Here is a 14,180-nt window from a genome sequence, read left to right as displayed (position 1 = left end):
CTCTGCGGCGATGACGGCGATCGAGGAGGGGGACACATGAGCATCAATCCTGGTGGGCCAGCGGACCTGGGCGGCATTGTGGACAAGAAGGCGTACGAGATCATGATGAAGGGATATGGCAGGCAGCCCATGTCCAAGAAGGAGTGCTCCTTCCTGCTGGGGTTCCCCGATCATTCTTCCGAGGCCTATCTGGTGCGCATGCTCGCGAACGACCTGGTAAGGAAGGCCTCCGGCAACATGGGCATAATTGCGGCGCAGTTCGGGGTGATGGTAGGGCCGTGCCCCGGAAGGTGCAATTTCTGCAATTTCAACGCGGACTACACCAAGGCCAATAAGTTCGAGATGACCGACGATGAGCTCAGGGAGCGGCTCATCGGATTGGCCGAGTTCAATGACGTGTGCACCGTCCTTCTGATGTCCATGCACAAGTACGATCTCGACCGCCTTCTGGAGATGGTCCGGCTCACCAGGAGGACCATCCCGGAAGGGGTCAGGATCAGCGTGAACATCGGGGACACCGACTACGATTCCTGCGTGGAGCTGAAGCAGGCCGGAGTGGACGTGGGGTACCATGTCTGCAGATTGAGGGAAGGCACCGACACCTCGCTGAGGCCCCAGGACCGGCTTCAGACCATCCGGAATATGCAGAACGCGGGGATCGCGGTCTCGACCTGCTGCGAGCCGATAGGACCGGAGCACTCCGTCGAAGAGATCGTGGACAACTTCTTCCTCGGCGTGGAGATGGGATGCGTCAGCCTGGCGGTCATGAAGCGCGTCGCGGTGCCCGGAACGCCGCTGGCCCGCCACGGCATCATCACTGACGCTCGCCTTGCCCAAATGGCGGCGGTCTTCAGCCTGGCCACCGCCAGCTCCAGGAAGCTCCCCAGCGTCAATGTCCATGAGTCGTCGGTCCTGGGGTTCCTTTCCGGGGCCAACTTGCTGACCGCGGAATACGGCGGCAATCCCCGTGACGTCCTCGCCAAGACCGAAGCGGGAAGGGGGATGTCCACCGCGGCCTGCCGCAGGATGCTGTTCGAGGCGGGCTTTGACAAACTGCTCCGCGGGGACGGGAAAACCGTGAGGCTGGACATGGACTACCTCAGGGCGACGGGATCTATCTGACGAGGTTCCGGGGACGAACGGAGGGGGGGAACCGAGATGAACTCAAGGGAGCTGTTCAGAAGCCACATGATGTCGGAGGATGCCGGGAAGAGGCCGATCTTCCTGTTCGATCTTTCCCTGGGAATGGACGTGCTGAACGTCCCCACGCCCACGGTCTATCCCCAGGGGAGGCTGGACGGGGAGCTGGGGGGCAGGTCGATCCTGGCGCTCCAGAGGCATCTGGGCCACGACGCCGTGGTCGGGTCCTACCAGTCCATCGACTTCGCCGCGTTCGGGGGGAAGAAAGAATTCCCCGAGCGGGGGATACCATACGTCAGCAAGGCCCCCTTCGAGGACGCTACGTCGCTCTACAGGCACGACCCCTCGGAGATCGAAGGCTTCATGGGCGGCACCAAGGCATCGTTCTCGACCGTACGCAAGGGAGCGCCCGATGTCGCTCTGCTGATGAACATACCGGCGCCGATGAGCACCGCCGTTCCACTGAGGGGGTTGCAAACTTTCCTGATGGACCTGTACCTGGACCCCGGCCTCGCCCGCGACCTGATAAGGTTCGGCGGGGAGGTGTCGAAGATCACCATCGAAGGCGTCTCGGCGGAGACCGATCTGGACGCCGTGCTGCTCACGGCGGCCTTTGACAACATCGACCTCATCGGCCCTGACGCGCTGAGGTCGTTCTCCTTCGGCGAACTGAGGGGGTCGATGAGCAACATACGCAAGCTCGGCCTCCCCATCGTGTTCCATCCTCATTCGGTGTTCACCTCCGATGAGGCCGGCGCGCAGATACTGTCCGAGATGATCGGGATGGGCGTCGACTGCCTGTACTACGGGGAATCGAACGACCCTGGCAAGATGGTAAGCCTGATCGACGGCAAGTGCTCCATAATGGGCGGCATCGATACGTTCACGACCATCTGCCTGGGCCCGGACGACCGGGTGGCGAGGGACGTCAACGACTGTCTCGGCCATTTTGATGATGTAAGCTACATCTTCACCTGCTCCTGCTCCGTGGACAGGGGCTTGCCGCTGGGCCGCATGAAATTGATGGCCGATGCCGTGCGCAGCTACGTGCCTTAGAGAACTAAAGGCGCTTGGCATCGGCGCTCAGGGGGAAGCCCGATCTGCTCTCAGACCACCGTCTTGACGATCTCGGCAGAGCGCTTGCATATCTTGGGGCAGAACTTGGACAGGAGCTCCTTTTGGCGGGCCTCTGCCATGTCCTCCTGCTTCCGCAGGTCCAGTCCTCCGAGCAGCGCCGGGCACGTTATGTCCCCGAACTCTTCCGTGAACTCTTTCAGGAACTCTTCCTTCTTCGCCATGACCAGTCCCTTTTGGGCCGAGTCATTGGGCACGGTGTTCCCGTGAGCGTACCCGATAGCGAGGAACGCACCGGTGACGGCGCCGCAGATGCTTCCCTGCAGCATTCCCACTCCGAAGCACGAAGCGGTCTTTTTGGCCTGATCCTCGGTCATGCCGATGTCGTCCGCCACTTCCATGAGTGTGACCATCGCGCAATCAAAACCTTCCGTGAAACATCTGGCAATATCTTCTTCACTGCGCATTTTTATCCCTCGCGATGAAGGAACGACGTGTCCGTATTAAAAATGAGCGCCAAATGTAATATTGTAGTTGTGAATCGAACGGTAATAGGCGCTCTTGATGAAGATAGTTCAATATTTTAGGACCAGTTGCCGGCAGCTGCGGCACCTGTAGCCGAGCAGCTTCACATTGCCCAGCAGGTCCGGGCTCACGAGCTTCTCTTTCTCCGGCTTGCCGTCATGACCGCCTACCCATTTCGCCCCGCCGATGAAACTTTCTGCTATCAGCAGTCCAGGCTCCATTTCCTTGCCGCATGTGGGGCATTTCATCAGCTGCCTGATTTATTTCATGCGTATATATTATTAATATGGTCATGAGGGCACATCGCCGTAAGCTCCCTGGTCGGCAGGTCGTTCTGTAAGCCGGAATGACCTACTGAGGAAGGACCTTCAGCCGACGTTGGAGAGCTCACTTTGAATGAGAAGGTCCTGATTGAAAATGTACATTATAGTATGCATATAATTTCAATAGATGCGTTAATATGGGGAATTTGATTACAAATCTAGAAACCTTATATATCCACGTACTAGTTTTGATGAGATGATGTCATGAAGCGTCCAGAGTACGTATGCCACTTCAACGAAACGAGGATCGCCGGAGGCGGCTGATCATGCGCATCGGCATCGTCGCCTGCGAGATAATGAAGCGAGAGATAGAGAAGATCACCGCTGGTGACCCTGAGGTCGTTCACCGCGAGTATCTCGAGTGGGGCCTGCATGACTACCCCGACCAGCTGCGGTCAACGGTCATCGAAAAAGTGAACGCGTTGGAGGGTGAAGTGGACGTCGTGTTCCTCGGCTACGCGATCTGCAAGTCCCTCGACTCGATGCCGAAGGACATCAGGGTGCCGTTCGTCATGCTCCGCGAGGAGGACTGCATCGCCTCGATGCTCGGCCCGATAGAGTATGCCAAGGAACGCGCTGTTTGTCCGGGTACATGGTTCTCCACACCCGGCTGGGCAGAGCTTGGCATGGATGCGATCGTCAAGGACGATCAGATGCTCGGCCTTGAGGAGCAGGGGTTCACAAAGATCTACTTCGCCAAACTGCAGTTCGACGGCTACTCGCGATGCTTGGCGATCGACACCAGTGTCGGTGACTTCGAACGATATCACGCTTTGACCAAAGAGTTCGCTGACCAGCTAGAGCTGAAATGCGACGATCGCCAGGCCGATCTGGCGGCCATAAAAGGCGCGTGGCAGAATCTAAAAGAGAGAAGATGGCAACGCCCATCTGAAAAATGATGATCATCGGGCCCATTGCATCCCCAATCCCCTCAGACAATGGCGTGATGCTGAGCTCCTCTCGAGCGAAGCGGCCCGTACAGCACCCCATTGGTCCGCCGAACGCGCTCTCCGCTGACATAGCTGACCGTACTTCGGATTTTTCTGGGCGTTCTCCCGTTCAGCCTCATTCCGGCCCCATCTTCCCATGGATCACCTCATCGATACACTGGACAAGCCGCTTGTAGGCTTCCTTCCCTCTGCCGCTGAGCTTGATGCCGTCATGCCCGTTCGGCAGTTCTTCGATGATTACCAGGCCCTTGCTATCCATCCATTCGATTCTATCGCCCCAGGGAAGACGACGAAGCATTCAACCGCATTGATATTGTTCGCCCCATGACATGCGACGTTGTCGGTATGATGAAGCGGCCCGGCCTCATGCGTGGTGAGGCGCGCCGATGATGGGGTAGTGAAACTTCAGCAATGGCGCGCATTCTTCCGCAAGGTCCGAAAGGATAATTGTAAAACCATTAATCCCGGGACGTCAAATAGGGGGCTGTCCTTAATTCGGAAGGGAAGGAGGAACATCATGACCTACGCAACAATAAATCCCTACACCAATGAGCTTGTGAAGCAGTTTCCCGATGCGACGGACGAAGAGGTCGAACAGGCCATTGCCCAGGCCGACGCCGCATTCCGCTCCTGGCGCGAAAGCTCCTTTGCCGTACGCGCTGCGGTCATGAACAAGGCGGCCTCCCTACTGCGCGGGGCCAAGAACGATTATGCCAAGCTCCTTACCCTGGAGATGGGGAAGGTCACCGCCGAGGCGGAGGCGGAGGTCGAACTGTCGGCGCGGATCTTCGAATATTATGCGAAGAACGCCGAAACGCTGCTGCAGCCCGAAAAGCTGCCGGTGGACGATCCCGCGAAAGGTGAGTTCACGGTGGTCCATGAGCCGCTGGGCGTACTGCTGGCCGTCGAGCCGTGGAACTTCCCCTATTACCAGATCGCCCGCGTCATCGCGCCGCAGCTCTCCGCCGGCAACACCGTCCTGTTGAAGCACGCTTCCAACGTCCCCCAGAGCGCGGCCGCCTTTGAGAGGCTGATGCGCGAGGCGGGGCTTCCCGCGGGCGGTTTCAAGAACCTCTATGCGACCCGTGCGCAGGTCGAAAGGATCCTGAACGACCCCAGGGTCCACGGGGTCGCCTTCACCGGCGGGGAAGCGGCGGGCGCGGTCATCGCCGCTCAGGCCGCCAAAGCGCTGAAGAAATCGACCATGGAGCTGGGAGGCGCCGATGCCTTTGTAGTGCTGGCCGACGCAGACCTGGATAAGACGGTGAAGTGGGCGGTGTTCGGACGCCATTGGAACGGAGGGCAGGTCTGCTGCTCATCCAAGAGGATCATCGTGGTCGACGAGATCTACGATGACTTCATGGAACTGTACGAGAAGGGTGTGGCGGCCCTGCGGGCCGGCGATCCGTTCGACCCAGCTACCACGTTGCAGCCGCTTTCTTCGAAGAAGGCCGCCGACGATCTGAAGGGGCAGGTACGGCAGGCCGTGGAGCACGGGGCGAAGGCACGGGAGGTCGGGCCCAAGGTGCCGTCGAAGGGCGCGTTCTTCCAGCCGACCATCCTGACCGCGGTCGGACCGGACAATCCCGCCTACCGCTGGGAGTTCTTCGGCCCTGTTTCCATGATCTTCCGGGCCAAGGACGAAGCCGATGCCATAAGGATCGCCAACGATTCCTCCTTCGGCCTGGGAGGCTCGGTCTTCACGTCCGATGTGAAGCACGGTGCCGAAGTGGCCGCCAAGATATCCACCGGCATGGTCTTCGTCAACCATCCCACGATGGTCAAGGCCGACATCCCCTTCGGCGGAATACGCCGCTCTGGCTACGGTCGCGAACTGACCGGCCTGGGCATCAAGGAGTTCGTGAACCACAAGGTCATCGGCATACCGGACATCGATGCGGCGTTCTGACCTTTCCCGCCTTTGTTAAAAGGGTCCCCGCGTGAACGGGGATTCTCCTTTTTCTAATCATTTTTAGTATTTAGCAGATAGAATCATGAATGGGCTCAGCCGGGAGACCACTTATCTCCTGAGCCAGATGGCAATAACCGAGAACTAATCGTCCCCATATGGCGCAGGGCCAGTATTCCTGTTGATTTCTTTTAATTAAAAAATTTTAAATACCATGAATAACAAACATTTCTCGCTCTAGATAATCTACAGCATTGTCTAGGAGAGGTTCGATATATGAGAGCGAACAGTTTAGCGAAAGCGCTGAAGGGGCCCATGGCCAAACGGACGTTGGCGTCCGCGTTGATCTTGGCATTGGCCTTGTCGTTCCTGCTGAGCCCAGCGAACGTCAGCGCGGCAACGCATGATGTGAGCGGAACACTGCCTGGAGATACCGTGTGGGTTACAGGTGAGACCTATGTGGTCACCGGCCAATTGATAGTCCCGGACGGCGTTACTCTGACAATACAGGAAGGTGTGATCGTGCTGTTCGAGGCCGGCGCCGGGATATATGTCCAAGGCGGAAGCCTCGTCGTCGAAGGTACGGCAGCATCGCCGGTGCTGTTCGACGCCAACGCGGTCACGAACGCAACCGATTATTGGACGGGCATCACTGCCGTTTTGGGCACGACCTCCGCTCCCACCGTATCGATAAGCAACGCCGTGTTCCACCACGCACTGACTGCCGTCTCGGCCACCGGGGCCGAGGTCGATATTCGCGATTCCGAATTCTCGGAGAACTACTACGCGATATCGCTGACCAATTGTGATGAGCCCGTCATAAGTGGGAATGTCATTACCGACAATGACGCCATCGGCATCATGGCCACATATACTGGCTTCGATACCGAGGAGGTCACCATCGAGGACAACGTCGTAAGTGACAACGGGCAGAACGGCATCTATCTGGTTGGGTACAGCAGTGACATCGGCAGCGTAGAGGTCCGGAGGAACACCGTAGAGGGCAACCAGAACGTAGGCATCTACATCCAAGTAAGCGATGCGGACACCAACTTCGAGAATATCGTCATCGAGGACAACATCGTCAACGACAACGGCGGCTATGGTGTTTCCATCTATGCCTACAACGATCTCCCGAGCGTCGCGATGAGCGGCAACAATGTGTCGGGCAACTCAGGCTACGGTGTGCTCGTCAGCACTTCCGTCGGCGGCATCGGCAGCATCCTTGTCGAGGACAACACTGTCAGAGACAACGGCGGCTACGGTGTCGATATCCTCGTCGTCGAGGAGATAGGCACTGCCACGGTCAGGGGCAATGTGTTCGAGGACAACGCCTATGATGGCATCTACCTCAGCGCCTACGGCCTCGGGAACGTGACCATAGTGGACAATGTAGCCAGCGGGAGCGAGAACGGCAACGGGATATTCGTTTACTCCTTCGAGGGCATAGAGAATGTCTCCGTCATCGGCAACACCGCTGAGAACAACCGCTATGTGGGTCTCTATGTCGTCGGCACCGAGATCGGCGAGGTCGCCATCGAAGGGAACACCGCAAACGACAACAGCGACAGCGGCATCTACGTCCACGCCAGCAACGGCAGTATGGACGGCATCGTCGTAGAGGACAATGTTGCCAGCAGAAATTCTGTCTCTGGCATCCACATCTCCGTCGGCCCTGGGGGCGCTGAAATAGGCAGCGTCGTAATCGACGCCAACGCGGCGGAGAACAACGGCGGCGATGGGATCTTCGTGAGCGCGGCCGATGGCGATATCGGTGACGTCCTCGTCTCAGGGAACTTCGTCCACAACAACACCAATGCCGGGATATGCTTCGACGCCAACGACTATGGTGACGTTACTGTCATCGACAACAACGTCCAGCACAACGGCGGTCATGGTGTCTGCTTCGACGGAGCGAACTATGGCGACGTTACCGTAACGGACAACATCCTCTGCCACAACGGCGGGGACCCGTTCCGCATGAACGGAGCGGAGTTCGGTGACATCGTCGTCGAGCGGAACAACATCTGCGACGGAAGTGGGATCTGGATCGGTGGCGAGAACTACTACGTTCCTGAGCCGGGGCCTGAGCCGCCCCCCCACATGCCGTACAGCTTCTACTACTCCAGTGGTGTAGTATTTTTCGCAAGCTGGACGACAGTGGCCATGAACGTTGGCATGCCGGCGATCGAGCCGGTCGTCACGAGCCCGGTATTCTCCTTCCCCGCCTTCCCGTGGTGGTAGTTAGGCAGCCGCACCGATGAAGTGAGCTCGAAAAGAGGTCACGGACCTCATCTGAAACCTCTTCCCGCTCTTCTTTTTCTGATCCGAAACACCGTCCCGACAGTCCGTTCTCAGAGCTTATTGGTGTTTAGAAGTTGAGTGGGCCAGCCGGGGCCACTCTTGACGTTAGCTAGATGATGAAGGCAGAGGGACCGGGTCAAGGACGATTTCTCCGACCCAAAGATGATTTGCAGGCGCTGCCCCTTCGCGTAGCCGGCCCGGCCACGATTCAAGGGTATTCTTCGTGCTGTTCCTCTCCCTGTTGCTGAACCGAGCGAGGAAGGTCGACCTGCTGGGGAAGATATGGACGGACGCGATTTTGCGCATCCTCGGCCTGCTGAATGTGACCAGGCTGGGGCGGGAGCGGCGCGTCGACAAGATCATCTAGCTGCGGCGGGAGCTGCTCGAGGCATTGGGGGTCGAGGCCCCCGTCGCCTACTTGGTCCTTGTTATCATGGAGGGGGGAGTCTAGGCTCATTCTGCGAACGAAAAATAATATCTCTGCCGCGGCTGCCCATACGATGGTAATGCTCAGAATAACGATCCCCAGATACGGAAGGCTGTTCGGAACGTTCTCGTTTACTGTCGAGGCTTTTCCGTCGATTATCAATTTCAAGCATCCCAACCAAGGGATCTCTGCAACGGGAACAGATTCTATCATCTCATAGGTGACGAGAGGCGAGATGAACGGCTGATCGACATCGTCGTTGTTGTCCCCTTTTGTGATGTATCCAGCGGCCCCGATATCATTATTGGAGATTATCGGATCTAGATCGACAACCACATCTTTGCTGTTGTAGCCCATATCGAACAGCGTGAGCCTGCCTGACAGCGAATTCGGGTCCACGGATCCGGTGCTGCACGACCACATGGGGGCCCCGGCTTCGTCCAGATATTTATTCAAATAATAGACCTTGACCGCTTTGTTCCCGCCATCTGGCACTATTTCAATGTACATCAAAGCCCTATGTATTACGGGATTTCGATCATTCCCTCTTTCATAGACGATCACACTGCCATAATCTCCGAACTTGGAATAACCGATGCTGCGACCCTCAAGATACGAAACTATCGGGGTCTTTGATTTGTCGCGCACCAAGACCATGTCTCCCGTATCGATCGCTCCGAGATGAGAGCGCCCATCCTCGTGCTGCATGCTCTTCGAAGTGACCGTCGAATAGGGAGGATCGTGACCTGAGTATGTCATCACGCCTGCGTAGATGCCAAAGAACAGCAGAGCCATAATCGCTACGGCGGTGATCGTGCTCTTAATCTTCCCACCCATGTGCCCAGGCATGCTCTGGATAATTTAAGATTTTAACTATTACTGTATTGAATTGACCGATTCGAATTTGTGACCCAGCCATTTCACTGACACCACTTTATAGAAAAAAGAGGAGTTAAGAGGTTTGCAGAGGCGTGCTCATTTCTGCTTCGGAGTATTCCGCCTCCTTACCAGGAACAATGCCAGGACGCCGATAACAGCCACGATGGCCACGACGGCGCCGATGATGAGCACACTGTCGTCACCGCCCTCGCCTTTACCGGCCGCCATGTCGTCCGTTATCAGGACGTAGGAGGAGAGGTGCGCTATCCGCATCTCCGCGTACCCGTCGCCGTCCACCGTCACCGTCTGATCCTGGTTCACCAGCTCCGCCGACCCGTAGTAGAACAGCGAGAACGTCTGTCCGGCGTATTCCTTCCCCACGAAGTATTTTATTATGCTTTCATAAGGGAGGGTGCCGGAAGCTGCGAAGTTCAGGTAGATCGCTTTGCCCGCTTTCCCGTTCTTCTCGATGTACTCCTTCACCGCCTGGTCCAGGGCATCGCCGGAACCGTACAACGCGGAAGTTATGGCGAGGTTCATGTTCGACGCCGTCCCCATCGCTCCCGACGTATCGAACGTCCAGGTGTATATGACGGTGGCTCCGTCGTATATGGTCACCGACAGATGCTTTCCTGCCGATGACGCGAACGCCTCCGCCGGTATCTGGTACAGGCTGCCCTTGTCCATCCTGATGTTCACTCCGTCCGGGTTGTATCCCGGCCCGGTCAGGAGGTCGAGCAGCTTGTCGGCATCGATCTTTCCGTCGGTGAGTATATCATCGACGTCAACATCGATCGTTCCCACGAACTCGGCAGCTACGGTTATAACGGTATCCTCGGTGATGTTGTACAGGGTGTACACGTTCCCCACGTTGGTGAGCGTGCCCACGGTGGCGGATACTTGCATACGATATCCCTTGGCCGGAGATATCGTGAACGTGGCGTTCCCGTCGAACGCTACGTAGGGAAGCGGGTTCACGTCCACCACGATACCGACTTCAGGAGCGTTGAAGGTCACCTTCATGCCCCACGTCGTGTACACGAAGGTAGGCGAGTCCTCAAGTCCGGTAATGAATCCCTCTCCGTGCACCGAGTGTATGTTCACCACCTGATCCGAGCTCATGCCCTTGAACACATTTTCAGTGAACGCCGGCGGGACGGAGCCGGTGATGTAGATGTCCTTCAGGTTGGGGCAGTACAGCACTGCCCATCCGTCGATCTTCACGACCCTCGGACCGAGGACCAGCGTCTCGATCGAGCTGTAACCGAACGAACAGTACCCGGACGATCCGGAGGTACTTATCTCTGTCACCCCGGTGCCTATGACCACCGATCTCAGGTTCGGATCACTATCGAAGCTTGACAGCTTCTTGACCTCGTCCGGCACGACTATGTCCCTCAGTCCGGGAGCATAGCACTGCATCGTTCCAGTGGCATTGTACACCACGCCGTTCTTCACGAACAGGACGTTCTCTCTGGGCGCTTCCGCCGGAGCGATCTCTATCTTTGTCAGATTGGTGCATCCCCCGAAGGCACCACTGGTGATCTTGGTCACGGTGCTGGGTATGACTACCTGCTTCAGCCCTGTGCAGCCCTCGAACACCGAACCGGATATCTCCAACAGACCCTCCGGAAGTATGACCTCCTTCAGGTTGGGACAGGAGGCGAAAGTCAGGCCGCCCACATATAACGCCCCTTTGCCGATGGTCACGGATTCCAGCGCGGTGCATCTATCGAGCGGGTAGCCCCTGTTTTCGTAGTTTTCATAGTCGTACCTCACTATGCCGCTCCCGAACACGATCGACTGGAGCGCGCCCTTGTCCCTTATCGCGGGGATATATTTCACGGTGTCCGGTATGACGACATGCGTCTTGGTCATCGGTATGAACTGTATGTCGGTGAAATCCGCAGTGAATATCATTCCGTCATACAGCGCGAAGTGGGGGTTCTCATAGACCACATTTATGCTCATGAGGTTCGGACAGTTGGTGAACGCCTGCGGACCTATTGTCTTCACCCCTTCTCCGAAGACCACCTTCCCCAGCGCGGTGCAGCCGGAGAACGAGCTACCTGTTATAGCCAGATCGACACCGTCGAGGTAGACATATTGCAGAGCGGTACAGTCGATGAAGGCGTTGTTCAGGGTGTGTGTATATATCCCGAACTTAATCTCGTCGAGGCTGGTGCAGCCGTTGAACGCGTACTGCTCCACCGTGACGATATACCTCAGATCGATGCTCTCCAGTGCCGCGCAGCCCTGGAATGTACCTGGGTGAATGGTACTGAGGTTGTATCCCAAGGTTATGCTCTTCAGGTTCACGCAATTGGCGAATGCAGAACCCCACATGGTCTTTACCTTGTTGGGAAGGACTACGTTCTCAAGACCGGTGCCCCTGAATGAGTTAGCACCTATCGTAGTGAGCGTGCTCGGCAGCGTGATGGACCTCAGCGCTGTGCATCCATCGAATATCCCAAGTCCCAATCTACCGTCTCCAATAGATACTATTCCTTCGGGCAGCGTCACCTTCACAAGGTTCGTGTTGCCCGCCAGGGATATGGCGAGGTCCGGGACGTTCGCGGTGAACACTATCTCGGAGATACTGCAGCCGGTGAACGCATAGGTCCCGAACGAAGTGACAGCGTCAGGGACCGTGAACGCTCCGGTCCTTCCGCCCGGCAGGTACAGGAGCTTCAGAGTTTCCCCTGTCTTCTGATAGAGGACGCCGTCCATTACTTTGAACGGAGAGGACTCCGCAAGATCGAACCCTATGGCCTTAAGCGATTTGCATCCGTTAAACGTCAATTCGTATACGGTGCTCAGCCCCTCCCCTCCCGTCACCGTCTCCAACGCAGAACATCCCTGGAATGAACCCTGGTTGCTGGACCCCCATTGGCTGAGGCCCAGTCCGGTCACGGACGCGGGTATATCAATGGCCTTCAGCGACGTGCAGCGACAGAACGCATTTTGGTATATCTCCTTCAGCCCCTCAGGTAAGATCACGTCCGTCAGGGCGGTGCAGTCCTGGAATGTTCCCTCTAATATCTTTTCCAGTTTGATGGCCTTGCTCATGTCCACTGTTTTCAGGGCAGTGCACTTTTCAAATGCTCCCCTTCCGATGGAGTTCACTCCCGCGCCGAGGGTGACGCTCTTTAAGCCGGTGCCTTTCAGAGCGCTGTTGTCTATCGTTTGAAGCGTGGCCGGGAACTTTAGGGTTTCCAGCGCCTCGCAGCCGGCGAACGCGCTGGCTCCGAACGATATCACTTCGTCACCCATCTTGACTGTCGTGAGCGAAGAACAGCCCATGAACATCGCGGCCGGAATGGTCGTTGCATCGTCGTCCAGGGTCACCTCCTTAAGCGCCGTGCATCCGTAGAACATGTCTGATGCGTCGGTGATATCGACCCCTGTAAGGTTCATCGTCTGCAACGAGGTACAGCTTCTGAACGAGTACTCTCTGGCTATAGTGTTCAACTTACCTATGTCCACGTCGGTCAAATTCGCGCAATAGGCAAAGGTCTCGTATCCAATGCTCTCAACGTTGTTCAGGTCCAGGGTCTTGAGTTTTGATTTTTTGAACACATAGTCTCCCAGCTCCTTCACCTTGTCCGGCGCCTTGAACGTCTCCAAAGCGGCTCCCTGGAATGCTGAACCGCCTATCGTTTCGATGGAGCCGGGAAGGTCCACCGTCTTAAGCGCCGTGCATCCGTCGAACATCTGCTGCGGAATGGCAGTGGTGCCCGCGGGGATGCTTATGCTTTCAAGCGAGACGCAGTCTCTGAAAGCGGAATTGCCAAACGATGTTATGCTCTTAAGATCTATGAATTTGATCCCTGCCTTGTAGAATGCCCCCTGTCCGATTTGAGTGATGGTGCCCGGCAGTGTTACCGTCTCGAGCTTCTTGCAATTTGAGAACATCTGGTCGCTTATGGCGGTCAGACCGGTCCCGAAAGTTACGGAGGCGAGGTTGGAACAGCCGTAAAATGCAGATTTTGCGTTCGTGACGCTGTCCGGTATGGTGATCGAACTAAGGCCGGTGCAGCCCCTGAACACATTCTCAATGCTGGCAATGATCGTGCCGGTGGCGAATGTTACTGTTTCGAGGCTCGAACATGAGTTGAATAAGTATGTACCCATGGTTCCCACGCTTGCCGGTATCTCAATGGATCTCAGCTGGCTGCATCCCGTGAACGCGTAGTTCCCTATCGCTGTCACCGTGTCAGGCATCGTGAACGACCGCAGCACGCTGCATGCTCCGAAAGAATAGTTCCCTATGCGGGTTATCTTCGCCTCTCCGAACTCGACCTTCTGGAGTGAGATGAAGTCCTGGAACGCATAGTTGCCGATCGATGTGACTCCGTCGCCTATAACGACGGTCGCGACATCGTTCCTGATGTTGTACCACTGAGGCCTTCCGGAACCGTCCCATGCATCAGTGTAGTTGGGCATTGCGCCCTCGCCGGTTATAGTGAGGGTGTACGTTCCCTCATCGTATTCGTACGCGAAACTCTCTGCCGACGTGTCGTTCGACATCAACACTGCCAGTGCTCCCGCCACGAGGCAGAACACCGCTATGATGGCCATTGCCAGAAGCGGCCTGCCTGCTTTCGGGCTGTCGTATGCGCCATTCCTCGTCATCGGAATCAATCCTG

The 14,180-nt window shown here is 56.8% G+C and carries 10 protein-coding genes; 5 read left to right on the top strand and 5 right to left on the bottom strand.

Features of this window, described 5'->3' with window-relative positions; all coding sequences use genetic code 11:
- The first annotated feature begins 36 nt into the window (after positions 1-36).
- Together WYS_RS10100 and WYS_RS10095 are read left to right on the top strand one after the other, a co-directional pair.
- A complete protein-coding gene (locus WYS_RS10100; protein WP_019178050.1) occupies positions 37-1,122 on the top strand; it encodes a hypothetical protein in 1,086 nt (361 codons plus the stop codon).
- A gap of 36 nt (positions 1,123-1,158) precedes the next feature.
- Positions 1,159-2,196: a uroporphyrinogen decarboxylase family protein gene (locus tag WYS_RS10095; RefSeq protein ID WP_049796330.1), complete on the top strand. Its 1,038-nt coding sequence runs from the start codon at positions 1,159-1,161 to the stop codon at positions 2,194-2,196.
- Between the two features lie 50 nt (positions 2,197-2,246).
- Here the strand turns inward: WYS_RS10095 and WYS_RS10090 are convergent, their stop codons facing one another.
- A complete protein-coding gene (locus tag WYS_RS10090) occupies positions 2,247-2,627 on the bottom strand; it encodes a C-GCAxxG-C-C family protein (RefSeq protein ID WP_019178048.1) in 381 nt (126 codons plus the stop codon).
- Between the two features lie 162 nt (positions 2,628-2,789).
- A complete protein-coding gene (locus tag WYS_RS10085) occupies positions 2,790-2,987 on the bottom strand; it encodes a PF20097 family protein (RefSeq protein ID WP_019178047.1) in 198 nt (65 codons plus the stop codon).
- A gap of 341 nt (positions 2,988-3,328) precedes the next feature.
- On the opposite strand from WYS_RS10085, the gene WYS_RS10080 reads away from it, so the two are divergent.
- The gene (locus tag WYS_RS10080; RefSeq protein ID WP_147654298.1) at positions 3,329-3,961 is read left to right on the top strand and encodes a DUF1638 domain-containing protein; all 633 of its coding nucleotides are present in this window, start codon (positions 3,329-3,331) and stop codon (positions 3,959-3,961) included.
- 166 nt (positions 3,962-4,127) lie between these two features.
- Here the strand turns inward: WYS_RS10080 and WYS_RS15035 are convergent, their stop codons facing one another.
- Positions 4,128-4,271: a hypothetical protein gene (locus WYS_RS15035; protein ID WP_155897743.1), complete on the bottom strand. Its 144-nt coding sequence runs from the start codon at positions 4,269-4,271 to the stop codon at positions 4,128-4,130.
- A 258-nt stretch (positions 4,272-4,529) separates the two neighbouring features.
- Here WYS_RS15035 and WYS_RS10070 point away from each other — a divergent pair, with 258 nt between their 5' ends.
- Entirely contained in the window at positions 4,530-5,921 is a 1,392-nt protein-coding gene (locus WYS_RS10070; RefSeq protein WP_019178044.1) for an NAD-dependent succinate-semialdehyde dehydrogenase, read from the top strand.
- 276 nt (positions 5,922-6,197) lie between these two features.
- Positions 6,198-8,165: a right-handed parallel beta-helix repeat-containing protein gene (locus WYS_RS10065; RefSeq protein ID WP_081579949.1), complete on the top strand. Its 1,968-nt coding sequence runs from the start codon at positions 6,198-6,200 to the stop codon at positions 8,163-8,165.
- Positions 8,166-8,433: 268 nt separating this feature from the next.
- Here WYS_RS10065 and WYS_RS15030 read toward each other — a convergent pair whose 3' ends face one another.
- A complete protein-coding gene (locus WYS_RS15030) occupies positions 8,434-9,489 on the bottom strand; it encodes a hypothetical protein (protein ID WP_019178042.1) in 1,056 nt (351 codons plus the stop codon).
- 138 nt (positions 9,490-9,627) lie between these two features.
- The gene (locus WYS_RS10055; protein ID WP_019178041.1) at positions 9,628-14,166 is read right to left on the bottom strand and encodes a leucine-rich repeat domain-containing protein; all 4,539 of its coding nucleotides are present in this window, start codon (positions 14,164-14,166) and stop codon (positions 9,628-9,630) included.
- Positions 14,167-14,180 lie beyond the last annotated feature (14 nt).

This window comes from Methanomassiliicoccus luminyensis B10 (genome assembly GCF_000308215.1).
Classification (GTDB): Archaea; Thermoplasmatota; Thermoplasmata; order Methanomassiliicoccales; family Methanomassiliicoccaceae; genus Methanomassiliicoccus; species Methanomassiliicoccus luminyensis.
The sequence above is the reverse complement of the archived record's forward strand: the minus strand, read 5'-3'. Positions and strand labels throughout refer to the sequence as shown.

Excerpts from the sequence above, each read along its gene's own strand:
- WYS_RS10100 (WP_019178050.1), top strand. The coding sequence starts at position 37 with ATGAGCATCAATCCTGGTGGGCCAGCGGACCTGGGCGGCATTGTGGAC.
- WYS_RS10095 (WP_049796330.1), top strand. The coding sequence starts at position 1,159 with ATGAACTCAAGGGAGCTGTTCAGAAGCCACATGATGTCGGAGGATGCC.
- WYS_RS10090 (WP_019178048.1), bottom strand. The coding sequence starts at position 2,627 with ATGGTCACACTCATGGAAGTGGCGGACGACATCGGCATGACCGAGGAT.
- WYS_RS10085 (WP_019178047.1), bottom strand. The coding sequence starts at position 2,987 with ATGAAATGCCCCACATGCGGCAAGGAAATGGAGCCTGGACTGCTGATA.
- WYS_RS10080 (WP_147654298.1), top strand. The coding sequence starts at position 3,329 with ATGCGCATCGGCATCGTCGCCTGCGAGATAATGAAGCGAGAGATAGAG.
- WYS_RS15035 (WP_155897743.1), bottom strand. The coding sequence starts at position 4,271 with ATGGATAGCAAGGGCCTGGTAATCATCGAAGAACTGCCGAACGGGCAT.
- WYS_RS10070 (WP_019178044.1), top strand. The coding sequence starts at position 4,530 with ATGACCTACGCAACAATAAATCCCTACACCAATGAGCTTGTGAAGCAG.
- WYS_RS10065 (WP_081579949.1), top strand. The coding sequence starts at position 6,198 with ATGAGAGCGAACAGTTTAGCGAAAGCGCTGAAGGGGCCCATGGCCAAA.
- WYS_RS15030 (WP_019178042.1), bottom strand. The coding sequence starts at position 9,489 with ATGGGTGGGAAGATTAAGAGCACGATCACCGCCGTAGCGATTATGGCT.
- WYS_RS10055 (WP_019178041.1), bottom strand. The coding sequence starts at position 14,166 with ATGACGAGGAATGGCGCATACGACAGCCCGAAAGCAGGCAGGCCGCTT.